This is a genomic window from Haloferax denitrificans ATCC 35960, assembly GCF_000337795.1.
GTDB lineage: Archaea > Halobacteriota > Halobacteria > Halobacteriales > Haloferacaceae > Haloferax > Haloferax denitrificans.
Window position 1 is genome coordinate 1 of record NZ_AOLP01000005.1, and the last position, 22,344, is coordinate 22,344.

General features: G+C 69.4%; 27 protein-coding genes. 11 read left to right on the forward strand and 16 right to left on the reverse strand.

The features are described from left to right. A partial coding sequence (locus C438_RS04020; protein ID WP_004967991.1) for a DUF5059 domain-containing protein occupies positions 1-1,603 on the forward strand: 1,603 nt, incomplete at its 5' end. Between the two features lie 18 nt (positions 1,604-1,621). Here the strand turns inward: C438_RS04020 and C438_RS19620 are convergent. Then, positions 1,622-1,759 carry a hypothetical protein gene (locus C438_RS19620; RefSeq protein ID WP_004967992.1) on the reverse strand — a complete coding sequence of 46 codons (138 nt, stop codon included), beginning with the start codon at positions 1,757-1,759 and terminating at the stop codon, positions 1,622-1,624. A 118-nt stretch (positions 1,760-1,877) separates the two neighbouring features. Further along, positions 1,878-3,092, reverse strand: a complete 1,215-nt coding sequence (locus C438_RS04025; RefSeq protein WP_004967993.1) for a mechanosensitive ion channel family protein — start codon at positions 3,090-3,092, stop codon at positions 1,878-1,880. Between the two features lie 96 nt (positions 3,093-3,188). Between C438_RS04025 and C438_RS04030 the strand changes: the two genes are divergently transcribed. From C438_RS04030 to C438_RS04040, 3 genes are all read left to right on the forward strand, one after another. After that, positions 3,189-3,683, forward strand: coding sequence for a metal-dependent hydrolase (locus C438_RS04030; protein ID WP_004967994.1), 495 nt, complete (start codon positions 3,189-3,191; stop codon positions 3,681-3,683). A 75-nt stretch (positions 3,684-3,758) separates the two neighbouring features. Further along, the gene (locus tag C438_RS04035) at positions 3,759-4,340 is read left to right on the forward strand and encodes a peroxidase-related enzyme (RefSeq protein ID WP_004967995.1); all 582 of its coding nucleotides are present in this window, start codon (positions 3,759-3,761) and stop codon (positions 4,338-4,340) included. Positions 4,341-4,422: 82 nt separating this feature from the next. Next, on the forward strand, positions 4,423-4,617 hold the full coding sequence (locus C438_RS04040; RefSeq protein WP_004967996.1) for a cold-shock protein: 195 nt from the start codon (positions 4,423-4,425) through the stop codon (positions 4,615-4,617). A gap of 119 nt (positions 4,618-4,736) precedes the next feature. On the opposite strand, the gene C438_RS04045 is transcribed toward C438_RS04040, so the two are convergent. From C438_RS04045 to C438_RS04060, 4 genes are all read right to left on the reverse strand, one after another. Next, positions 4,737-6,233: a cryptochrome/photolyase family protein gene (locus tag C438_RS04045; protein WP_004967997.1), complete on the reverse strand. Its 1,497-nt coding sequence runs from the start codon at positions 6,231-6,233 to the stop codon at positions 4,737-4,739. A 49-nt stretch (positions 6,234-6,282) separates the two neighbouring features. Beyond that, positions 6,283-7,077, reverse strand: a complete 795-nt coding sequence (locus tag C438_RS04050) for a creatininase family protein (protein ID WP_004967998.1) — start codon at positions 7,075-7,077, stop codon at positions 6,283-6,285. A gap of 69 nt (positions 7,078-7,146) precedes the next feature. Further along, positions 7,147-8,763 carry an acyl-CoA synthetase gene (locus tag C438_RS04055; protein WP_004967999.1) on the reverse strand — a complete coding sequence of 539 codons (1,617 nt, stop codon included), beginning with the start codon at positions 8,761-8,763 and terminating at the stop codon, positions 7,147-7,149. A gap of 63 nt (positions 8,764-8,826) precedes the next feature. Further along, entirely contained in the window at positions 8,827-9,948 is a 1,122-nt protein-coding gene (locus C438_RS04060) for a bactofilin family protein (protein ID WP_004968000.1), read from the reverse strand. 210 nt (positions 9,949-10,158) lie between these two features. On the opposite strand from C438_RS04060, the gene C438_RS04065 reads away from it, so the two are divergent. Beyond that, positions 10,159-11,133 carry an aldo/keto reductase gene (locus C438_RS04065; protein WP_004968001.1) on the forward strand — a complete coding sequence of 325 codons (975 nt, stop codon included), beginning with the start codon at positions 10,159-10,161 and terminating at the stop codon, positions 11,131-11,133. A 43-nt stretch (positions 11,134-11,176) separates the two neighbouring features. Continuing rightward, positions 11,177-11,671, forward strand: coding sequence for a hypothetical protein (locus tag C438_RS04070; protein ID WP_004968002.1), 495 nt, complete (start codon positions 11,177-11,179; stop codon positions 11,669-11,671). Here the strand turns inward: C438_RS04070 and C438_RS04075 are convergent. The 3 genes from C438_RS04075 to C438_RS04085 are packed head-to-tail and all read right to left on the reverse strand — an operon-like array spanning position 11,647 to position 14,656. Next, the gene (locus C438_RS04075; protein ID WP_004968003.1) at positions 11,647-12,864 is read right to left on the reverse strand and encodes an MFS transporter; all 1,218 of its coding nucleotides are present in this window, start codon (positions 12,862-12,864) and stop codon (positions 11,647-11,649) included. The genes C438_RS04070 and C438_RS04075 overlap by 25 nt on opposite strands. A 56-nt stretch (positions 12,865-12,920) precedes the next feature. Then, positions 12,921-13,988, reverse strand: coding sequence for an iron transporter (locus C438_RS04080; protein ID WP_004968004.1), 1,068 nt, complete (start codon positions 13,986-13,988; stop codon positions 12,921-12,923). After that, on the reverse strand, positions 13,985-14,656 hold the full coding sequence (locus tag C438_RS04085) for an SCO family protein (protein ID WP_004968005.1): 672 nt from the start codon (positions 14,654-14,656) through the stop codon (positions 13,985-13,987). The genes C438_RS04080 and C438_RS04085 overlap by 4 nt, the downstream gene beginning before the upstream one ends. 146 nt (positions 14,657-14,802) lie before the next feature. Here C438_RS04085 and C438_RS04090 point away from each other — a divergent pair, with 146 nt between their 5' ends. Then, positions 14,803-16,101 carry a DUF7405 family protein gene (locus tag C438_RS04090; protein ID WP_004968006.1) on the forward strand — a complete coding sequence of 433 codons (1,299 nt, stop codon included), beginning with the start codon at positions 14,803-14,805 and terminating at the stop codon, positions 16,099-16,101. A gap of 39 nt (positions 16,102-16,140) precedes the next feature. Here the strand turns inward: C438_RS04090 and C438_RS04095 are convergent, their stop codons facing one another. The 3 genes from C438_RS04095 to C438_RS04105 form a co-directional block, all read right to left on the reverse strand. Then, on the reverse strand, positions 16,141-16,833 hold the full coding sequence (locus tag C438_RS04095) for a cytochrome c biogenesis CcdA family protein (protein ID WP_004968007.1): 693 nt from the start codon (positions 16,831-16,833) through the stop codon (positions 16,141-16,143). Then, positions 16,833-17,438, reverse strand: coding sequence for a TlpA family protein disulfide reductase (locus C438_RS04100; protein WP_004968008.1), 606 nt, complete (start codon positions 17,436-17,438; stop codon positions 16,833-16,835). Before C438_RS04100 ends, C438_RS04095 begins: the two co-directional genes overlap by 1 nt. A gap of 147 nt (positions 17,439-17,585) precedes the next feature. Next, the gene (locus C438_RS04105) at positions 17,586-18,269 is read right to left on the reverse strand and encodes a DsbA family protein (RefSeq protein WP_004968009.1); all 684 of its coding nucleotides are present in this window, start codon (positions 18,267-18,269) and stop codon (positions 17,586-17,588) included. A gap of 180 nt (positions 18,270-18,449) precedes the next feature. Between C438_RS04105 and C438_RS04110 the strand changes: the two genes are divergently transcribed. Then, a complete protein-coding gene (locus C438_RS04110) occupies positions 18,450-18,836 on the forward strand; it encodes a 2Fe-2S iron-sulfur cluster-binding protein (protein WP_004968010.1) in 387 nt (128 codons plus the stop codon). Positions 18,837-18,849: 13 nt separating this feature from the next. Here C438_RS04110 and C438_RS04115 read toward each other — a convergent pair whose 3' ends face one another. After that, positions 18,850-19,428 carry an NUDIX hydrolase gene (locus C438_RS04115; protein WP_004968011.1) on the reverse strand — a complete coding sequence of 193 codons (579 nt, stop codon included), beginning with the start codon at positions 19,426-19,428 and terminating at the stop codon, positions 18,850-18,852. 161 nt (positions 19,429-19,589) lie between these two features. Between C438_RS04115 and C438_RS04120 the strand changes: the two genes are divergently transcribed. Beyond that, complete coding sequence (locus C438_RS04120; RefSeq protein WP_004968012.1) at positions 19,590-19,799, forward strand: hypothetical protein; 210 nt, start codon at positions 19,590-19,592, stop codon at positions 19,797-19,799. A gap of 34 nt (positions 19,800-19,833) precedes the next feature. Then, on the forward strand, positions 19,834-20,262 hold the full coding sequence (locus C438_RS04125) for an RNA-binding protein (RefSeq protein ID WP_004968013.1): 429 nt from the start codon (positions 19,834-19,836) through the stop codon (positions 20,260-20,262). Positions 20,263-20,299: 37 nt separating this feature from the next. Here the strand turns inward: C438_RS04125 and C438_RS04130 are convergent, their stop codons facing one another. Together C438_RS04130 and C438_RS04135 are read right to left on the reverse strand one after the other, a co-directional pair. Then, the gene (locus C438_RS04130) at positions 20,300-20,863 is read right to left on the reverse strand and encodes a thioredoxin family protein (protein WP_004968014.1); all 564 of its coding nucleotides are present in this window, start codon (positions 20,861-20,863) and stop codon (positions 20,300-20,302) included. An 82-nt stretch (positions 20,864-20,945) separates the two neighbouring features. Next, a complete protein-coding gene (locus C438_RS04135) occupies positions 20,946-21,371 on the reverse strand; it encodes an EamA family transporter (RefSeq protein WP_004968015.1) in 426 nt (141 codons plus the stop codon). A 197-nt stretch (positions 21,372-21,568) separates the two neighbouring features. Between C438_RS04135 and C438_RS04140 the strand changes: the two genes are divergently transcribed. Next, a complete protein-coding gene (locus C438_RS04140) occupies positions 21,569-21,766 on the forward strand; it encodes a DUF7501 family protein (protein WP_004063678.1) in 198 nt (65 codons plus the stop codon). Positions 21,767-21,803: 37 nt separating this feature from the next. On the opposite strand, the gene C438_RS04145 is transcribed toward C438_RS04140, so the two are convergent. Continuing rightward, positions 21,804-22,250, reverse strand: coding sequence for an ester cyclase (locus tag C438_RS04145; protein ID WP_004968017.1), 447 nt, complete (start codon positions 22,248-22,250; stop codon positions 21,804-21,806). Positions 22,251-22,344 lie beyond the last annotated feature (94 nt).

The window sequence follows — 22,344 nt, forward strand, 5'->3', positions numbered from 1 at the left end:
CGGCGGTCCCGGCGACGAGTTCGCCCACGCGGCCGCGCTGTCGCTCTACCGCGCCCGCGCCGCCGACGTGCCCCGACTGGTCGACGCGGGCGAGACCGAGTTCGCCGCGACGGTGGCGAGCGACGTGTTCGCGCACTTCGAGGGCGCGCGGGCGCACGAGGCCTTAGAGGAGGCCGACCACGACGCCTACGAGGGCTTCGAGGGCGGGCTGGAGTCGCTGACCGAGGCCGCCGGGTCGGGCGACGCCGCGGCGGCCGAGGAGGCGGTGGCGACGGTGGACGAGAACCTGCTCGCGGGAATCTCGGCGCTCGTCGGCGGCGAGGCCGCGACGGTGCTCGAAGCGGCGTTCTTCCGCGCCCGCCTCGGCGACGCCCGCGAGCTGGTCGCGGTCGGCGAGACGGACCGCGCCGCCGCGGTCGGCGAATCCCTGTTCGCCCGCTTCGAGGAGAACGAGGCGAACCTCCACGAGTCGGTCGAAGAGGAGTCCGAAGACCTCTATCACCGCTTCGAAGAGGAGCACCTCGCCGGCCTCGTCGAAGACGCGGCCGCCGGGGACGCCGACGCCGCCGCGGCCCACGCCGAGGGCGCGATGGACGCGCTGTTCGAGTTCGAGGCGGCCGTCGGCGCGACCGCCGAGGTGTCGGCCGCCGAGGCCGCGTTCTTCGGTGCCCGCGGGTTCGACGCCGCGGCGCTCGCGCAGGTCGGCGCGTCGGCCCGCGCCGGCGCAGTCGTCCAGTCCACATTCGCCTTCTTCGAGGCCGGCGCGGGCGGCTACCACGAGACCTTGGAGGAGGCCGACCACGACCTCTACGAGTCGTTCGAGGGCGCGCTCGGCTCGGTCCGAACCGCGGCCGAGGAGGGCGGCGACGCCTACGGCGCGGCCAAGACCTACGGTCAGAAGGCGGTCGATTCGATGTACGCCGTCGTCGCCACCGCGGCCGCGGACGCCGGCCTCGGAGCCGCCGCGTCCGAGCGCATGAGCGGCGTCTTCCAGACGTTCGAGGAGGCCCGCGTCCACGAGGCCTTAGAAGGAGCCGACCACGACGCCTACGAGGGATTCGAGGCGGCGTTGTCGGACTACGTCGCCGCGTTAGAAGACGGGAGCGAGGTCGACGCCGCCGCGGAGGCGTACGCGACGGCGACCGCCCGCGCCCAGTTCGCGGTCGTCGGCGAGGTCGGGAAGGCCCCCGAGGCCGGGAGCACCGACGAAAGCGGCTCCGCGGACGCCGCGCTGTCCGGCGGCCCGAACGTCGTCGCGGGCGTCCCCGAGGACGCAGACCACGTCGTGAAGATGAGCGCCGTCGCGTTCGAACCGAGCGAACTGACGGTGTCGGTCGGCGACACCGTCGCCTTCGAGCACGCCGCCGGCGAGGCGCACTCGGTCACGGCCTACGAGGACGAACTCCCCGAGGGCGCGGCGTACTGGGCCTCCGGCGGCTTCGAGTCGCAAGCGGCCGCCGAGACCGGGTGGGGCGAAGGGAAGGGCGCGGTCCAGTCGGGCCAGTCCTTCGTCCACACCTTCGAGACGGCCGGCGAGCACGCGTACTTCTGCGTCCCCCACGAGGCCGCGGGCATGACGGGAACGGTCGTCGTCGAGGAGTAGAATCGCCGAGGAGCGAACTCAGTCCCCGTCGCGCCCGGTCCGTCCGAGCGCGACGAGCACGAGGTAGCCGACGAACCCGGCGGCGAACAGCAAGACGGGAAGCGCGAAGGGGCCGAACGTCTCGATGAGCCCGTCCACGGGGCCGAGTTGGAGCATATCCGAGCCACGGCCGCGCCGCGGATAACGTTCCCGGCGGCGACCGGCGAGGGCGACCGAAGCGGGCGCTCGCGGCGGGCACATCCGTCGAGCGCACCCGCCGAGCGACGCCGCGCGCTCACTCGTCGTAGGCGCTGTCGTCCCCGTCTGAGTCAGTCGCCGCGTCCGCGTCCGCGACATCGTCGGCCACCACGTCATCGGCCGTGTCGCGGGTGCGGGCCGGTCGCCGGACGCCGCCGTTCGAGAGCCCGGCCGCGGGCGATTGCCGAGTCGCCTCGGCGTCCGCCGAGTGGACGTGCACGTCCCGCTGGGGGAACGGAATCCCGATGCCGGCGTCGTTCAGGCGCTTGTATATCTCGCGGTTGAGGTTGTGCGTCGCCTTCCCGCGTTTGAGCGGGCTGTTGACCCAACAGACGAGTTCGTACTCCAGCGCGTCGGCGCCGAACCGGCGGAACCGCGGGCGGGGACGAGGGCTGTCGAGGACCAGCGGCTCGTCGAGGGCGATGTCGGTCAGGAGTTCCTCGAACTCGTCGACGTCGGTGCCGTAGGCGACGCCGACCGGGACCTTCAGCCGGCGGCGGCGGTTCGGCGCGGACTCGTTGATGATTTTGGCGGCGTTGAGCACGGAGTTCGGCACCGTCACGAGCAGTTCGTCGCGGGTGAGAAGCGTGGTCGAGCGGATGCCTACCTTGACGACGGTGCCCGCCTCGCCGGAGTCGAGGACGACGTAGTCGCCGATTTTGTAGGTGTCGTCGAAGTACAGCGCGATGCCGCCGAAGAAGTTGGCGACGGTGTCCTTTGCGGCGAAGCCGACGGCGATGCCGGCGATGCCCGCGCCGGCGAAAAGCGGCGTGATTTCGATGCCCCAGATGTACAGGAGCGCGCCGACGGTGCCGACCGAGACGACGATGGTCCAGACGTTCGAGAAGACGGGCGCGAAGTCGTAGCGGCTTCCCTTGTCCTTGACCGCGTCGACGAGGCGGTTGACGAGGCGGTTGAGCGCCCACGCCCAGACGACGATGCCGACCGACAGCGACGGCAGGCCGAAGAAGTCGTTGAGGACGCCCTCCTCGACTACGAGCGCCTCGGCGACCGCGGGCGCTCTGGAAAACAGGAAGACGCCGGTCAGCGAGACGGTGACGACGATGGGCCACCGAAGCTCTTGGACGACGATGTTGTCGAGCGCCGTCTCGGTCCGACTGGTGTACCGAAACAGGAGGCGGATGACCACCATCTCCATGACGAACGCGCCGCCGACGGAGATGAGTAAGACGAGGGCCGTCACCTCAAGCGCCGACAGGCCCGAGAGGAACGACGAGAGGTGTTGGCTCATACCGCGAAAGTCGCCGCCACCGGGGATAACGATTGCTCCCCTGACGGTCGCGGCGGCCGAAAGGTTTTGTTCGCCGGGGGCGCGAGGGCACACCAGATGTACCGATTCGGTCACTGGGGCGTCTCGCTCCTCGTGTTCGCCCCGCTCGGCTTCGCGCTCGTGCAGGCCGGCCGCCCGGAACTCGCCTTCGTCGCCGGCGCGGCGATGTGCTGGCTGGCGATGCTCCCCGACTACGACATTCGCGTCCCCGGCATCTCCCACCGCGGGCCGACCCACACCGTCCTCTTCGCCGCCCTCGTCGGCGGCGTCGGCGGCGGCGGCGCGTACCTCCTCGCCAGCAACGCGGGCCAACCCGAGGCCGTGGCGACGACGCTCGGCGCGTTCGGCTTCGCCGTGGGCGCACTCACCATCCTCGCGCACCTCTTGGCCGACGTGCTCACGCCGGCCGGCATCCGCCCCCTGTGGCCGCTTTCGTCCCGGAAGTTCACGCTCTCGCTTTGGACCGCGGACAACACCGTCGCCAACTACGGCCTGTTCGCCGCCGGCGTGTTCGCGGTGGCCGCGGCGGCGTACCTCTCGGTCGCGCTCTGAACCCCGACACTCGGGACGGCGAGCGCCCCTCGAACCTGAGGAATCGTTAAGGTCCGTCCGGGAGAGCGGAGACGCATGGACGACGACGCCATGCGCCGCTTCCCGGTGCCCGACCACGACGACCTCCCCGAGGACCTCCGCGAGCGCATCGACGACGAGACCGAGCGCGCCGGCTTCACGCCGAACGTCTTCGCCGCGTTCGCGTACAAGCCCTCGCACTTCCGGCCCTTCTTCGAGTACCACGACGCCCTCGTCGAGGACACCGACCTCGAACGCCACGAGGTGGAGATGATAATCGTGGCCGTCTCCGGCGTCAACCACTGTTACTACTGCAACGTCGCCCACGGCGCGCTGGTCCGCATCTACGCGAAAGACCCGCTCCTCGCGGACCAACTGGTCGCCAACTACCGCACCGCCGACATCCCCGAGAAACACAAGACGATGCTCGACGTGGCGGTCAAACTCACCGAGTCGCCCGTCGAGGTCGACGAGGACGACCTCCAGCGACTCCGCGACGCCGGCTTCTCCGAGGAGGCGGTCTGGGACATCGGCGCGGTCACCGCCTTCTTCAACCTCAGCAACCGCATGGCGATGTTCGCGGATATGCGGCCGAACGAGGAGTTCCATACTCTCGGCCGGCAACCCCGCGACGACTGAGTCGGCGGGGAGAGAAGCATCATGTTCATTGGTGTCAATTGCCGGAATCCTTATGGACGATACCGGCGAGATTCGACACGCAATGGCGAAAGGTAAGGTTGCGTTCTTCAAGTCCTCCGGCGGCTACGGTTTCATCGAGACCGAAGACCACGACGACGACGTGTTCTTCCACATGGAGGACATCGGCGGTCCCGACCTCGAAGAGGGGCAAGAAGTGGAGTTCGACATCGAGCAGGCCGACAAAGGCCCGCGGGCGGTCAACGTCACGCGGCTCTGAGGCGGGGCGTTCCGCCCGACGGCGACTCGACAGCGAATCAGAGTTCTGCATTTTCAGCCCGCTAGCCGCGGCGCTCGCGGCCGGCGGCCGTCAGCCTCGGACGACCGGTCTCGCCCGCCTCAGAGCGTCCCCGCCCGCCCCATCTGCCGAATCTCGTCGGCCCGCGCCCGGATGGCGTCCCACTCCTCGTCGTCCTTCCGGTCGACGTGGGAGTACATGAGTCCCATCCGGCCCGTCCCGCGGAGGCGTGCTTCGTTCTCCTTCAGGAAGTCCCAGTAGAGCGCGTTGAACGGGCAGGCGTTCTCGCCGGTCGTCTTCGACACCGCGTAGGGACACGACGAGCAGTAGTCTGACATCTCGTTCACGTAGTTGCCCGACGAGGCGTAGGGCTTCGACGAGAGCACGTCGGTGGCGAACGACCCCATGGCGACCACGTTCGGCGTCGTCACCCAGTGGAACGCGTCGACGAAGCCGAGGTGGAACCAGCGGTCGAGTTCCGCCGGGTCGACGCCGTAGACGAGCGCGAAGTTCGAAAGCACCATCAGGCGCTCGATGTGGTGGGCGTAGCCGCGGTCCCGAACGTGGCCCACGGCTTCCGAGAGACAGTGCATGTCCGTCTCGCCGGTCCAGTACGCCTCCGGGAGCGGTTCGGTCTGGTCGAGTTGGTTCGCCTCTGCCAGTTCGGGCATCGACCGTCGGTAGACGTGCCGGACGAACTCCCGCCAGCCGAGGACCTGTCGGACGAACCCCTCGACGCTGTTGAGCGGGGCGTCGCCCGCCTCGTACGCCTCCTCGACGGCCGCGACCGCCTCGCGCGGGTGGAGCAGGCCGAGGTTGATGGCCGCCGAGAGCAGGGAGTGACAGAGCGCCCACTCGCCGTCGACCATCGCGTCCTGATACGGGCCGAACTCGGGGAGGCGGACCTCGACGAAGTGCGACAGCGCCTGCCTCGCCTCCTCGCGGGTCACCGGCCAGACGAACGGCTCGGGCGACCCCCACGCGTCGGGGTAGCGCTCGCGGACGAACGCGATGACCTCGCGGGTCGTCTCGTCCGGGTCGAACCGCGGGGCCTCGGGCGGCGTCCACCCCTCCGGCGGCGTCTCTCGGTTCCGGTCGTCGTAGTTCCACTCGCCGCCGACGGGGTCGTCGCCGTCCATCAGGACGCCCGTCTCCCGGCGGGCGTGTCGGTACCACTGTTCCTGTCGGTAGCTGTCGGCGTCGCCGGCCCAGTCGTCGAAGTCGGCGGGCGTCGTGAGAAACAGGTCGTTCTCGACGAGCGTGAGCGACCCGCCGCGGGCGGAAACGAGGTCCCGAAGCCGCTCGCCCGCCCCGTGGCTCGGCGGGTCGAGCACGACGAGGTCGTCGCCGGGCGCGGCGTCGAAGTAGCGGTCGAGGCCCTCGCCGAACGTCTCGGCTTGGAGGTAGGTCACCTCGTAGCCGCGGTCGCGGAGGTCGTCGCGGAAGTGCCGCATCGCCGAGAAGACGAGCGCGAGCTTCTGGGGATGGTACGGCAGTCGGTCGCCGAAGGCGTACGCCTCTATCATCAGCACGCGGTCGTCGGACTGGAGCGGCGCGGCCGACGGGTCGAGTTGGTCGCCGAGGACCCAGACGGTCATAGGCGTCCCTTCGGCGGCGGCGAAAAGAGCGTGTCGGCCAGTCGATGGGTCAGCGACGCGACCCCGGCTGGGGGTCGACGTGGGCGGGCGCGAGCAGGTCCTCAATCGGCTGGTCGTCGAGCCACGACAGCAGGCGAACGAGCTGGTCGGTCGCGGCCTCGAACAGCTCTTCGCCGGCCTCCGGCGACGCGTCGGTCTGGTCGCCGAAGACGCCGTTTCCGGAGTTCTCGACGGCGTCGTAGAACGTCCGCGCGCCGTGCTGGCGGAGGTGGTCGTCGCTCAGGTCCACGACGCCGCCGTCGCGGGCCGAGTCGAGTTCGCCCTCGCGGACGAGGTCGCGGGCGATGTGCATAATCATCGAGGTCTCCTTCGGCCCGCCGTGGGGGCCGGGGTGGTCGAACAGGTCGGTCACGAGGTCCGGAATCGACTCGTCCCACATCCACTCGATGGCGTACATGGTGCCGTCGTCGCGGAGGCGACGGCCGACCTCCCGGAGGTGCTGGACGTTGCCGCCGTGGGCGTTGACGAAGACGACCCGGTCGACGCCGTGGTACGCGAGGTTGCGCGTCATCGACTCCACGTAGTCGCGGAACTGCGGCGGGTCGACCCACATCGTCCCGTGGAACTGGCGGTGGTGGGGGCTGACGCCGACGTTGACGGTCGGCGTGCAGAGGAAGCCGGTCCGGTCGGCCGCCTCGCGGGCCAACGCCTCCGCGATGAGGTGGTCGGTTGCGAGCGGGAGGTGCGGGCCGTGCTGTTCCGTCGAGCCGAGGGGGACGACCGCGAGCGAGGATTCGGCCACGTAGTCGCCGAGTTCGGGCCACGTCTGGTCCGCGATGTACATGGGCGTCACCAGGCGACGACGCCTAAAGAAAGGTGCCAAAGGGGAAATGAACTCCCGGTGCGCGCCGGCTCAGTCCCGCTCTTGGGACCGCAGTTCGATGCGCCGAATCTTCCCCGAGGAGGTCTTCGGCAGTTCCGCGACGAACTCGATTTCGCGCGGGTACTTGTACGGGGCCGTCTGCTCTTTCATGAACGCCTGTAACTCCTCGACGAGGTCGTCGGAGCCCTCGTAGCCGTCGGTGAGGACGACGAACGCCTTGACGATACTGCCGCGTTCCTCGTGGGGGCTGGCGACCGCGGCGGCCTCGGCGACCGCCTCGTGGGAGACCAGCGCGTCTTCGACCTCGAAGGGGCCGATGCGGTAGCCCGCCGAGATGATGATGTCGTCGGCGCGGCCCTCGAAGAAGAAGTAGCCGTCCTCGTCGCGGGAGGCGAGGTCGCCGGTGCGGTAGTAGTCGCCCGAGAACGTCTTCTCGTCGAGGTTCGGCTTCTCGTAGTAGCCGTCGAAGATGCCGGGACAGCCGACCGGGACGGCGATTTCGCCGATTTCGTCGACGCCGACTTCCTCTTCGTTCTCGTCGATGATGGTCGTGCCGAGGCCGGGCGTCGGCTTGCCCATACTGCCGGGCTTCACGTCGATGCCGGGGTAGTTCGTGAGGAGCGCGACCGTCTCGGTCTGGCCGTAGCCGTCTCGCGGGATGACGTCGAACGCCTCGCGGAACGCCTCGATGGGTTCGCGGTTGAGCGGTTCGCCCGCCGACAGCGCCTCGGTCAGTCGCAGGTCGTACGAGCCGAGGTCGCGCTGGGCGAACATCCGGTACTGGGTCGGAACGGCGCAGAGGCGGGTGACGCCCTCTTCTTCCATGATGTCGAGGAACGCGTCGGGTTCGAAGTCACCGCGGTAGACGAACTGGGTCGCGCCGGTCGTCAGGCCGACGCCGACGGGGCTCCAGAACCACTTGGCCCAGCCGGTGCCGGTCGTCGCCCAGAGCAGTTCGTCGGAGAGGTCGTCGTCGGCCGTGACGCCCCACCAGTAGGGGGCGTTGACGAGTTCGAAACAGCGCATCCAGCGGTGGCGGTGGCGGACCGGCTTGGGCTGGCCGGTCGTCCCCGACGTGTAGTTGATGGACATCGGGTCTTCGGCCCGGAGGTCGGGGCCGTCGTGTTCGGCGGACGCGTCGGCGACGAGGTCGGAAAAGGAGGTCCAGCCGTCGGCGTCGTCGGCGTCGCCGCCGAGGACGACGAAGTTCGAAAGCGGCGTCTCGTCGCGCACCTCGTCGACCATGCCGACGAGCGACTCGTGGACGACGGCGGTCGTCGCCTTACAGTCGTTCGCGCGGAACGCGATGTCCTTGGGCTTGAGCATCGACGAACTGGGGACGAGAAGCGCGCCGCGCTTGAGCGCGCCGAGTTGGACGGCGAACACGTCGGGGTCGCGGGGGAGGAGGTGGATGAGCCGGTCGCCCTTCCCGACGCCCATGGATTCGAGCGCGTTGGCGAAGCGGTTCATGTCGTCGCGGAGGTCGCCGTAGGTCCGCTCCTCGCGGCCGCCGTCGGCGTCGCGGAACTTCAGGGCGACGCGGTCGCCGAAGGCGTCGGCGTGCGATTCGATGACCGCGGGGATGTTGTACCCCTCGGGGATGTCCCACTCGAACGATTCCGACTCGGCCGCGTAGTCGACTGCCATGGCTCGACAGACAGAACAGACCATAATAATTGTTCGTCCGGGTTGTGCGAGAGCGCCGCGCCGTCAGGCCATCGGCGAGCCCTCTTGCGGGCCCTCGTCGGGCGCGCTCACGCTCTCGTCGCCGTCGTCGCCGGACTCCCCGCGGAGCGCCAGCGCGAACGCGCCGAGCCCGACGAGGAGGACGACGAACTCGAGGACGCCCCCGAGCGGGACGAAATCGAGGACGGCCAGCACGAACAGGCCGGCGAACAGCGCGACCCAGCGGTTGTCGTAGTCGGCGAGCGACAGGAGCCACGTCCCGAGGACGAGCGCGCCGTAGATGCCCGCGACCCAGAGGACGAGCAGGAAGCCGACCCCGCCGGCCAGCGAGAGCGGGATGCCCACGATGGTCAAAAGCAGGAGCAGGAGGACGATGGGCACCGCGACGATGGCGAGCAGGCCGACGCCGCCGCTCCGCACGGCCTTCTTCGTTCCGAGACCCGTCACGCGGCGGGCGAACTCGGGGGCGACGAGGACGATAATCGCGCCGACGACGAAGTTAGCGAGGAGCCAGTAGCCCGAGACCACCCAACCGGGGATGACCGGACCTTCGAACTGGCCGAACTGAACCGGCGTCCCGGCGACGACGGGGCCGGCGACCGCGAGGTCGTCGACCTGGCGCACGCCGCCGTCGACGACGGCCGCGGCGTCGACGGTCGCGGTCGCGGCGTCGTATTCGAGCGACCCGCCGACCCGAGCGGTCGGGCCGACCGCGAGCTCTTCGGCCCCGACGCGGACGTTTCCGTCGACCGCGCCGTCGAGTCGGACGGTGCCGCCGGCGGCGTCTAACGACCCGTCGATGACGGCGGTGTCGCGGACGAACACCGCGCCGCCAGCGAGGCTCACGTCGCCGTTGACGGTGCCTTCGAGGGTCGCGGAGCCCGCGACTGCGTCGAGGTTCCCGTTGATGACGCCCGTCTCCGTCACGAGGACGGTCCCGGCCGTCGCAGACACGTCGCCGGTTACCGTCCCGGCGACGACGACCGTGCCGCCGACCGCGTCGAGGTCGCCGTCGAAGGTCTCGCCTTCGTCGACGACGACGGCACCGCCGGCTGACGGTCCCTGTTGTGCGGCCGCGACGCCCGCGAGCGACCCCACCACGAGGAGGCTCACGAGGAGCGCGACCAGTTGTTTCGCTGTGAACATCGGAATCACCGAGGCTACGCCTCGGATGAATGATACGACGCCGGAGAGCATAAACCGAGACAGACGGTTTCAGACGCCGGGAAACGGCCGGTTCGACTGACTGTCCGCGTTCGTCGTCCGGTCGTGCGAAGAGCCTCGGATCGCCGACAGGTCCCCCACCGAAGCTACCGCTTGGTCCATCTTTTTGCCGACTCGCGGAGATGTTCGAGCATGGAGTACACGACGCTCGGAGACACCGGCATGGAGGTCTCCCGCATCTGTCTCGGCTGTATGAGCTTCGGCACGCCGGAGTGGCGCGAGTGGGTCTTAGACGAGGAGGCGGGGCTCGAACTGGTCGACCGCGCCATCGAACTCGGTATCAACTTCTTCGACACGGCGAACATGTACTCGAACGGCGAGTCCGAGCGCGTCCTCGGGAAGGCGCTTGAGGGCCGCCGCGACGAGGCGGTCGTCGCCTCGAAGGTCTACTTCCAGATGGACGACGAGGACCCGAACTCCGGCGGTCTCTCGCGGAAGGCCATCGAGCAGGAACTCGACAACTCGCTTTCCCGCCTCGGGATGGACAGCCTCGACCTGCTCCAGATTCACCGCTACGATTACGACACGCCCATCGAGACGACGATGCGCGCGCTCGACGACGCGGTTCGGCGCGGCAAGACGCGCTACGTCGGCGCGTCGTCGATGTGGGCCCACCAGTTCGCGGAGGCGCAGTACACCGCCGACTCGCTCGGACTGGACCGCTTCGCCACGATGCAGAACCACTACAACCTGCTGTACCGCGAGGAGGAACGCGAGATGCTCCCGCTCTGCGAGAAGCAGGGCGTCGGCGTCATGCCGTGGTCGCCGCTCGCCCGCGGCTACCTCACCCGCCCCCACGAGGAGTTCGAGGCGACGACCCGCGGTCGGACCGACGAGCACGCCAAGGGCCACCCGTACTTCGAGGGCGGCGGCCGCGAGGTCAACGAGCGCGTCGAGGAACTCGCCGACGAGAAGGGCGTCAAGATGGCGCAACTCGCCCTGTCGTGGGTGCTCCACAAGGACTGGGTGGACGCGCCCATCGTCGGCACGAGCAGTGTCGAACACCTCGAAGACGCGGTCGAGGCGCTCGACATCAAGCTCTCGGACTCCGACATCGACTACCTCGAAGAACCCTACCGGCCGGTCCGCGTCTCCGGCCACGACTAAGGCTAAGGGAAACAGCCTTCAGCGCCCGTCGAGAGAGTCGGTTGTGTACGGGACACTCGCTCGAATCGCCCGCGACGAGCCGGAGACGGCGATTCTCGGCGTCGAGTCGCTCCTCGCGGCCGGCGTCCTCCTCGGCGTCGCGCTGACGCTCGTCTCGCCGCTCGCGTCGGCGCTCCCGCTCGTCCACGTCGGCTTCACGCTCGCGGCCGCGGCGACGCTCCTTCTCACGGTCGTCTCGCTTCTGGCCGCGTCGCGGCGAATCGCCCTCCTCCTCACCGGCCGCGGCGGCCTGCGAATCGAGACGTTCTGGCGGCTCCTCGAACTGATGCTCGCGTTCTTCGTCGCCGGTATCGTCGCCTTCGCGGTCCAGCTCGGCGAGTTCGCGGCGGCCGTCCCCGACCCGCGGGGCGGCGGCGTCTTCGTCGGGCTGTTCTTGGCGTTCGTCCTCGCGGGCGTCGGCCTCGCCGTCGTCGTCTGCCTCCGCGGGATGTGGCTCGTCGTGAACGCCGAACTTCAGTCGGCGCTCGACGGCGTCTGACCCGCGTCGATACCGTCGAGCCGCTTCACCGCCCGGAGCGCGACGATGGCGATGGCGACCTCGGCGAAGCCGACGACGAGGAACGACGGGAGGTAGCCGACCGCGTCGGCGACGACGCCCCCGATGAGGAAGCCCGCGAGAAAGCCGAGACTCCCGAAGACGTTGAAGCCGCCGAGGGCCGCCCCGCGCTCGCCCGAGTCGGCGAGGTCGGTCACGAGCGCCATCGTCGCGGGCGCGACGAGCGCGCCGAAGACGCCGACGACGACCATGAGGGCGGCCGCGAGTTCGAAGGCCGGAGCGACGCCGACGGCGACGATTGCGACGCCGTAGAGCATCGACCCCGCGACGACGGGGACGAACCGGCCGACCCGGTCGGACAGCGACCCCAGCGGGTACTGCAGGAGCGCGAAGGGGACGAAAAAGAGCGCGAGCACCCCGCCGGCGACGGCGGCGTCCACGCCGAACGCCTCGCGGAAGTAGTACACCCCGACGAGGGCGAAGAAGCCGGCGGTCATGCGGTCGATGAAGCCGAAGGCGTAGGGCACCGCGAACGCCGGGCGGGCGGCCAGTTTCTTGAGGACGACGCCGACGCCGACGCGGGTCGAATCGGGCGTCCGGTCGGTGACGGTCGTGACGAGCAGGGCGACGGCGGTGAGCGACGCGGCCGACGCGTACAGCGGCGCGAGCGGGTCGATGGTGGTGAGTTGGCCGCCGACGACCGAGCCGAGCGCCGCGCCGAGGCCGATGGCGATACCTGCCGCACCCATGTTCCGGCCGTTGCCTCCCGAGAGGTCCGCGAGCATCGTAATCGACAGCGAGAACGCGCCGATGGTCATCGCGCCGCCGACGAGGCGGACGGCGAGGACCGCGCCGAACGTGGCGTCGAGCCACGGGAGCGTGGCGAGCGCGAGGAGCGCGACGTAGCTGGCCGCGCCGCCGAGCGCGCCCGCGACGATGAGCCACGTCCGCCGACCGAGCGCGTCCGAGAGCGCGCCCCAGACGCTGGAGAAGGCGACGAACGAGGCGAACTCGGCGACGAGAAACAGCATCCCGGCAGAGAGGTCGTACTCGCCCCGCCCGCCGCCGAGGGCGGTCACGAGGTCGGAGACGCCGGGATAGAGGAGCACCTGCGAGACGAGGACGCCCCAGACGGCGAGCGCGAGCGTCGCGCGTTCGCGGCGCGTCGAGTCCATACGGGGTCGGTCGGTCCCGACGAAAATAGCCCTGTCCTTGTTCGATTCGGTTGCCGTTACCCGAGGCGGACGGGGTCGAAGTCGAGGAAGGCCGTCTCGTAGCCCTCGTGGCGAGCGACCTGCGGCGGCACGTCAACCGCGAGGTCGACGGTCGCGTCGTCGCCGGCGAGCCCCGGCACCGACGCGCCGTAGTGGAACCCGAGGTCGGCGTCGAGGCCGGGTTCGAGGCGACCGTCGAAGCGGGTCGAGCCGCCGGACGCGACGGTCGCGGTGAGGCCCAGCCGCGGGACGAGAAGGCGGTTATAGGGCGTCAGCGGGAAGACGGCGAGGTACGGGTCGTCGTCGTCGCCGAAGCGGTCGGCGTCGAGGGCGGTGCCGACGAGTCTGAGGCTCCCGGTCGTCGCCGAGCCCAGCGCCGTCCCCGGAAGCGTCTCGGGGCCGAGGCCGAGCGGGAGACCGTCCATCTCCATCGGCCTGACCGCGCCGGAGTCGCCCTGCTGGTCGTCGAACATCGTGTACGGGATGTCGTCGCGGTCGCCGGAACTGTACTCGAAGTCGAGCGTCGCGCTCGCGGGGGAATCGAACCGCCCGGCGAAGTCGCCGAAGAGGCGCAGGGAGGGCGCGCCCACGTCCACCGTCACCTCGTAGGTGCCGTCGCCGTCGAGACCGAAGTTCGAGCCGTAGTGGAAGCCCATCCGCTGGGAGAGCATCGCGTAGACGACCTCCTCGCTCACGAGGTCGCCGTCGCGGGCGATTTCGATAGAGAGGCCGGTGTCGGGGACGACGACGCCCGTCTCGGGGTCCCAGACGGACGCCATGAGATGCACGTCGTCGCCGGCCTCGACTGAGGTCCGCGACGTGCCGAAGCCGTCGCCCTCGTCGGCCATCACCCAGAAGCGGTGGGGATAGCTGTAGAAGACGCCCACCCGGAGGTCGCCGGCGTCGGCGGTGCCGACCATGCGCATCCCCTCGGTGTGGGTCGGGACGTACACCTCGTCGGGACGGTTCGAGACGACCGGCGGCTCGTTCGACGTGTAGAGCCGGCCGAGTTCGGCGAGACAGCCGGAGAGCCCGGCGGCTCCGACGGTCCCGCTCGCCGCGAGGAATCGACGCCGGCTCGTCATGCCTCCCGGAGCGCGGTGAGGTCGTCGATGAGCGTCTGTTCGTTCGGCTGGTTGCCCCGGTAGGTCCGCTCGACGTAGCCGTCGCCGTTGACGAGCGAGACGAGGCCGAGGTGGGTGAACATGTAGTTGCCCTCGTCGTTCGGCTCGTTCTTCTGGAAGAAGACGCCGAACTGGTCTTCGACGACGGACTTCGCCTCGGCCTCGTCGGCGGGCCGGAGGAAGTGCCAGTTGCCCGCGTCCATGTCGACGTTCATCTGGTCTGCCTCCGCGCGGAAGGCGTCGGCGTCGTCGCGGGCGGGGTCGAACGTGATGGGGTAGAACGACACGTCGTCGGCGTAGCCCTCGGAAATCGAGTGAATCTGGACCTCGCGGAGCGCGCTGATGAGGACCGGACAGACGGTCATGCAGTTGGTGAAAAAGTACGTGTGGAAGTGCGGCCCGTCGATGTCGCGGACCGACACCTCGCTCCCCGCGATGGGGTCCGAAAGCGTCACGTCGGGGACCCGCTGGCCCCACGCCGGATACGGGAGGTCCTCGCTGGACACGTCGTTCTCGCGGTCTGGCTTCGACAGCGACACGTTCGGGTTGGCGTCGCCGCCACCGAGACAGCCCGCCAGCCCGACGGCCGCGCCCGCCCCGGCGGCGCGGAGATACGTTCGTCGTTTCATTGCTCTTCGCTAGAGCTCCGGTACTGAAATGCCGTTTGGTGTGCGTTTCGAACGCCAGCGCGCGTGTTCTCGTTCCGCACGACCGCGGCCGAATCTTCGACGCACACACCAGAACGGACTTCCCCGCGAGGTGCCTAGCCGGGCGTATGTTCGACGGGTCTCCGTCCCGCCGGGAGTTCCTGAAGGCCGCGGTCGCCGCCGGCGGCGCGGCGGCGCTGTCCGCCTGCCTCGACAGGGCACCGGACGCCCCCGTCCCGGCGGGGACCGACGCGTTCGAGACGCTCCCGAGCCGACAGCACGCGTGGAACGAGTTCTGCCGCGAGGACGACCACGGCAACGCCGAGATGCCCAGACATCAGGTGCTCCTCTACCTCGACCTCGACGCCGAGGGGCCGCCCGACGAGGCCGACCGCGAGACCGTCGAGCGCGCCTTCCGCGTCCTCGACCGCGCCTACGAGCGGAGCCACGAGGGCGTCGTCTGGTCGGCCGCCTACACCCCGCGGTACTTCGACCGCTTCGACGACCCGCTTCCCGACAGCGTGGACCTGCCCGAACCGCGGGCGCTGTCGCCGTTCGAGACGCCCGAGTTCGACCGGCAGGACGCGCTCGTCCACCTCGCGTCGGACCGCGCCGACGCGGTTCTCGAAGCCGAACAGGCCCTCCTCAGCGAGACCGACGAGGCCAACGGCGTCGCCGTCGACGCCGACCTCTCGGGCGTCTTCTCGGTCGCCTCCCGGCGGACGGGCTTCGTCGGGGCCGGACTCCCCGCGGAGCACCAGTCCGACCTCAACGGCATCCCCGACGGGAACCCCGTCCCTGAGGAATCACCGCTTTTCATGGGGTTCAAAGCGGGCTTCGCGGGGAATCAGGCCACCGAGGAGTACGTCACCATCGACGAGGGGCCGTTCGCGGGCGCGACCACGAAGCACGTGGCGAACATCCGCCAGCGCCTCTCGGACTGGTACGACGAGGAAGACCGCTACCACCGGGTCATGAAGCTGTTTTCGCCCGCGCACGCCGAGCAGGGACTCATCGAAGGCGTCGGCGACAACCTCGGCGACGACAGCGGTATCGACGCGATGTTGGACAGCCTCCGCGACGACGCTTTCGAGTTCGGCCACGTCGGCCACGCCCAGAAGGCCGCCCGCGCCAACCGCGACGAGGAGGGCAACGTCAGACTCCTCCGCAGACACTTCGAGTCGGCCGACGACGGCGTGGCGAGCCTGCATTTCCCGTCGCTCCAGCGCGGCATCTCGGCGTTCGAGGAGGTCCGCGAGGCGATGAACGGCACCGACCTGACCGACGTGCCGACCGTCCGCCAGCGCGTCAACAACGGGATTTTAGAGTACATCTTCGTCAAGCGCCGCGGCAACTTCCTCGTGCCGCCGCGGGAGATTCGCGCGTTGCCGACGCCGACGGGCGAAGCGCCGGGACTGGACGGCTGAATCGAGCGCCTCCGATTACGTGTTCAGCCAGTCGCGCCCTCAGACGTGTCCCAAGAACGACAGCGCCAGCCAAATCTGCCAGAGGCCGGCGAGCACCATCGCGACCGCGGCGACTTTCTGGACCCATCCGACGTAGCCCGAAAGCGAACGGGCGAGTCCGTCGCCGAGCGCGGCCGCGACGGTGACGACCGCAAGCGGGAGCGCCGCGGCCGCGGCGTAGGCTCCGAGCGAGACGACCGCCTGCGCGGTCGGGAGCGCGAGCGACTGGGTGACGACGCCGAGGAAGATCGGGACGACACAGCCGGCCGCCGCGAGGCCGTACACCCCGCCGAAGACGGCGAAGCCGGTCACGGACGACCGGTACTCCGGGAGGACGACGTGGAGGCTCGGCGCGCGACCGGTGAACATGAGGACGCCGAAGCCGACGAGCGCCGCGCCGACGAGCGGTTCGAGGAGCGCGAGGTGCGAGGCGATGCGGCCGCCGACGACCGCGAGCGCGCTCCCGATAGCGCCGAGAACGACCAGCGCGGCGAGCGAGGCGGCCGCCCCGCGGACGACCGCGCCGCCGAGGTCGGCCTCCTCGCTGGAGAGGTAGTAGCCGACGTAGCCGGGCAAAAGCGGGTAGGCGCAGGGCGCGAAGAAGGTGGCGACGCCGGCGCTGACGGCGAACGCGAGCGTGCCGGCGAACGCGGAGTCGAACCCCAAGGCGGGGCCGAGACCGAACCCGGGCATCAGGCGACGTCCTCGACGGCGGCGCGGAGGTTCTCCTCGCTGGCGAGGCCGCGGTGCGTCCACGCTATCGACCCGTCGGCGTCGAAGACGACGAGATACGGGAGGCCGTTCGCGCGGACCGCGCGCATCAGGTTGCTGTCGGGGTCGTGGCCGACCGTCCAGTTCCCGTCGTGTTCGGCCCACCAGTCGCGGATATCGTCCATCGTGAGGCCGCCGCCGAGACGCTCGTTCGTCACCGAGACGAACGCCACGTCGTCGCCGAACTCGTCGTGGAGCGCCCGGAGCGACTCCATCTGGGCGACGCAGGGCGCACACCACGTCGCGAAGAGGTCGAGGACGGTCGGCGTCCCCTCGGCGGGGATTCGAACCTCGCCGGCCGACGACCCCTGCGCGTCGACGGTGTCGACGACGAGCGGGAGGTCCCCGGTCCCGGACCCTGACCCGGACCCGGACGACGCCGTCGCTGAGGCGGTCTCGGTGCTCTCGTCCGCGGCTCCGGCCGTCGTCTCGGTCGTCTCCGAGGGTGCGGACCCGTCGCCGAGACAGCCAGCGAGGCTGGCGACGCCCGCGCCCGCGAGAAGAGAGAGGAGGGCGCGTCGTCTCACGGGTCGTCACCTCGGCGGGGTCGGGAGCGCGGTCGCGTCGGGTGCATAGTCGTGGATAGTGAATCTCGCCGTAAAGCGTCGCTGGTGTCGCGCACGAATCCCGTGCGAGAGATGGTGTGGGCGTCGGACCCCGCGAGTCGCGTCCGACTACCGGGCGTTCTCGACGGCGCTCCGGAGGTCGGACCACCGCGGCGCGACCTGTTCGCCGTCGACGAGGACGGTCGGCGTCCCCTGAAAGCCGCGCTCGTCGACGGCGTCGGTCCGCTCGGCTTCGACGAGCGGGCGGTAGCGCTCGCGGGAGGCGGCCGCGGCGACCGAACAGCCGTCGAGGTCGGCGTCGTTCGCGAGCGACTGGAGCGTCGAGAGCGACCCCTCCGCGTCGCCGCCGCCGAACTCCGACTGGTTCTCGTAGAGCGTGTGGGCGAAGTCGAAGAAGGTCTCGTCGTCGGCCTCGTCCTGGGCGGCGCGGGCCGCCGAAGCGCCCTTCCACGACCACCAGTCGTCGACCGGAATCGGGAAGTCGTGGTGGCGGTAGCGGACGACGCCCTCGGAGACGTACTCGGACCGGAGTTGCGGAGCGACGTCGACCGCGAACGTCGCGCAGTGGGGACAGGCGAAGTCCTCCCAGACGTCGACGACGACGCTCGCGTCCTCGGCCCCGATGACGGGCGTGGGGAGGGAGCTGACAGCGTCGCGTTCGGGGACCTCGCAACCGATGGCGGCGACGGCGTCGTTTCCGGACCCGCCGCTTCCGCCGCCGAGACACCCGGCGGTGCCCAGCGTCAGCGCACCCGCCGTGGCGGCGAGATACGCGCGTCGTGTGTTGCGCATGGTCGGGTTCGGGGGCGAACGAACTTAGATTCTCCGAGGCGAATCGGGGGGTTTCGGAGGGCGTTGCCGCTTTTCGTGGTTCGGTTCGGGAACCGCGACGTCGGCGGCCGCCGGCGTCGCCGCGGTTTCCGTCGTCCCCCAAACGACACTGATTAACCCCCCTGCGGCGTCTCCTCACACGTGCCAACCGTCCACTTCCGCGGCCGGGAAATCGAGTGCGACCGCGGGGACGTCCTCCGCGACGTGCTCCGCGCGGCCGGTGAGTCGCCGCACAACGGTCACTCGTCGTGGTTCAACTGCCGCGGCGGCGGCTCGTGCGGGACCTGCGCCGTCGAGGTCCGCGGCCCCGTGACATATCGGACGAAAAAGGAGCGCCGCCGGCTCCGGTTCCCCCCGCACGACCCCGACTCGGGGCTCCGACTGGCGTGCCAGACGGTCGTCCTCGGCGACCTCTGGGTGGAGAAGTACCCCGGCTTTTGGGGCCAACACGCCGACGGCGACGACGGCGACGAAACTGAGGAGCGCGACGGTTCCGACGCGCTCGGAACGCCGAAACGGGCCGACTGAGTCGGCGAGCCGGTCAGTCGCCGGCGACGTGGTCGAACCACGAAAGCAGGTCGTCGCGGTCGCGGGTGTCCGCCGGGAGCTCCGAGACGCGGAACCACCGCGCGGCCGATATCTCCTCGTCGGGGTCGTTCACGCTGAGTTCGGCGGCCGCGTCGGCGCGGGCGCGGTAGACGGGCATCACGCCCCACGTCTGGTGGCCGTCACAGCGGATATCGATTCTGGTGGCCATCGCGAGGCCGCCGTAGTCGGCGCTGATACCGGCCTCCTCGGCGAGTTCGCGCCGGGCGGCCTCGGTGAAGCCCTCGTCGTCGCCGTCGACGCCGCCGCCGGGGAGGACCCAGAGGTCGACGCCCTCGTGGCGGACGAGCAGTATCTCGTCGTCGCGGCGGCGGACGACGGTGTGAACCCCGTAGGGCGTCCCCGTGGACTTCACGCGGGAGGCGAGCGTGCGGAACCGCGGGCGGGAGACGCGGCGGGTGTGGACCGGTTCGAGGTAGTCGGCGTCGGCGTGGCTCCGGCGCAGGCGGTGGTAGGCCTGCTCGGCGCGCTGTCGCGCCTCGTCCGCGAGGAACCACAGGTCGTCGACCGTCATCGGCGCGCGTCCGGCGGTCGATGTGCGAGCGGGCGACTCGGCATACTCCACGGTTCGGCGCGACTCCACAAATCGGCTTCGACACGCGCCGTCCTGAGGGGGAGCCGGCGACTTCGCGGCCAATCATCGCCCTTTTATCCGGTGGCGCGGAACCTGTGCGTATGAGCTTCGAGAAAGACGACAAGGTCGTTCTGCACGACAAGCACAGCGAGTTCGACGGCGAGACCGGCACGGTCACGCAGGTCATCGAGAGCATGTTCGGCGAGCCGACCTACACCATCAGCTTCGACGAGGGCCAGGAGGTCGGCATCGCGCAGGACCAGCTCGAAGCCGCCGACGCCGACGAAGCCGACGAAGCCGACGAAGAGTAACGCGACCCACCGACCGACGCCTCCCAGACCCACTATGCCACGCGTTCCGTTCCACTACATCGACCTCCGAACGTTCTGCTACGAGACGGAAGACGAAAAACGGGTCGAGGAGGCGCTTCGGGCGTTCCTCCCCGACGAGTTCGACGTCGACCGCGTCGAGAGCACCGGCCACCACGGCGACCGCATCATCGTCTTCTCCGCGCGCGTCGAGCGCGCCAACGACGTGCGGCACGTCCTCGACAAGATTCGCGACCTCCCCGACTTCGAGACGCTCCTCGACGAACTCGACCAGCGCGTCACGGACAACACGGAGTTCTTCCTGCGGCTGGACAAACAGGCCGCGTTCAAGGGCGAGGCCCGCCGCGGCGGCGGCCTCACGCTCCGCGCGAAAGTCGAGGCCTACCCGGCGAAGAAGGAAGCCGCGGTGGAGAACGCCCGCGAAGCCCTCCTCGGCGACGAGTAGGGCCGTCGCAGTCGGTCGAATTCTCGCGTGAACTATTCTACGCGTCTTTCCACTTGATGGAACAGCCCTGCGAGGGTGACTCCTCGACGGGGATGTCGTCGCCGGCGAGGAGCGCCTCGACGGCCGTCCGCATCTCGTAGTCGGACACCTCGTCGTCGGGGCTCATCGCGTCGTCGATGCGGGAGTGGAACGCGAGTTCGAAGCCGTCGCCGGTGTTCTCGAAGAGGAACGGGTCGGGCGTGCAGACCGCGCCGTACTCGGCGGCGACCGCCTGTGACTCGTCGCGGAGATACGCGGTGTACCCAATCGTGCCGTCCTCGACGAGTTCCTGCATCCGCTCGAAGGAGTCCTCGGGGCGGTCCTCGGCGTCGTTGGGGTTGATGCCGACGACAGCGAGGTCGTCGTAGGCGCTGGCGAGGTGGTTCAGTTCCTCGAACTTCGCCTTCGCGTACGGACAGTGGTTACACGTGAAGACGAGGAGGAGGGCGTCGTAGTCGGCGAACGACGAGAGGGAGTACGTCTCGCCGTCGGTGCCGGGGAGTTCGAAGTCGGGCGCGGCGTCGCCGCGTTCGAGCTCGGAGTCGGATTCCAGGAGTACCATGCCGCCACGTTGGCCCGCGAGCATGAAAAGCGGTTGGCCCGCGGCAGTCCCGCGTCGGCGTCGGCGGCCCCGAGACGCCCGCTCAGTCGAGGGAGACGAGGGCGATTGCGAGGACCGCGAAGCCGATGCCGGCGACCTTGCGAACCGTCAGCGGCTCGCCGAGCGCGACGATGCCGACGACCGACGAGACAGCGAGGAACATCCCGAAGATTGGCGCGACCACGGAGACGGGACCGAGCGCGAGCGCCCGGTAGTACGCGAGGATGCCGACCGCGAGGCAGACACCGGCGGCGAGGACGTAGGGGAGGTTCGGGCTGACGACCGAGTCTGTGACGCGCTGGCCGGAGACGACGATGACCCCGGCCGTCGCCACGACGAGGACGCCGTTGGCGACCAACGCGGCCACGTCGCTCGGGATTTTGTCCTGTCCGGTCGTCGCCACTTTCATCAGCGGTGCGACGAGCGAGTAGGCCCCGAGCGCGACGACCGCCCACGAGATGTAGTTCACGGATAGAACGCGGCCCCGAGTCGTGTATAGGGTTACGATTCAGCGCCGAGTCGGCGTGAACGAGCCGTGATAACACGGAGACGGGCCAGTGAAACCAGATTTAGAATCAGGTACATACCAATACCATGTATAGACAAACGACAACCCATTCGGCCATCAGCCAAATTTTTATCAAGTATTGTCTCGTAATGGTGTGTATGTCCCAGGAAGTACAACCCTCGGTCATCGCGCACACGTGGGACGACCCGACTCGGTGTCCGTTCTGTCTCGACGAACTGGAGAGCGAAGGGGAGGGGTTCATGGACCACCTCGAAGAGAGCCCCATCTGTCAACAGGGGTTCGGCATGTGGCGCGATGCGGTCGCCGACGACGTTCGCGGCGAGTGGTCCGGATAGGCGGCCAAAAACGGTTGTTTTTCGCGGTTCGGTCTGCTCACTCGGGAGCGACGCCGAGTTGCGACAGCATGGTCATGATGTCGGTGCTGTTCCACTCTTCGACGCACAGGCCGCCCTCGTAGCGCGCCTGCACGATTCCCCACGTCTCCATCTTGCGGTGGGTCGCCGGGATGTCGCCGCGGGCGCTCCGGAGCGTCCCGTCGTGGGTTCCGGTCAGGCGATACCGACCGTAGACGCTGTCGTCTCGCGCCGTCACGTCGAACAGTTCGACGTGGAAGTCGGAGAAGGCGTCGTGATACCGGCGCGCCCACTCTTCGACCGCGTCGGTGCCGATGAGCCCCTCGGGCTCCGAAAACGTGTGGACCTCGACCAGCGGGTCGTACTCCTCCCTGATGACCTCGTAGTCGCGTTTGTTCCACAGTTCGTCCGCCACGCGCATGAACGAGTCTCGGTGCTGTTGTTCTCTCTCGGATGTTGCCGACATTTCCACCACCGTTCGGAGAGACGGCCGACAGCGGCTTAGTTATGGATTCTTGCTCTCACGAACGTCGCCGGAGAAGGGAACCGAAGACCGGTCG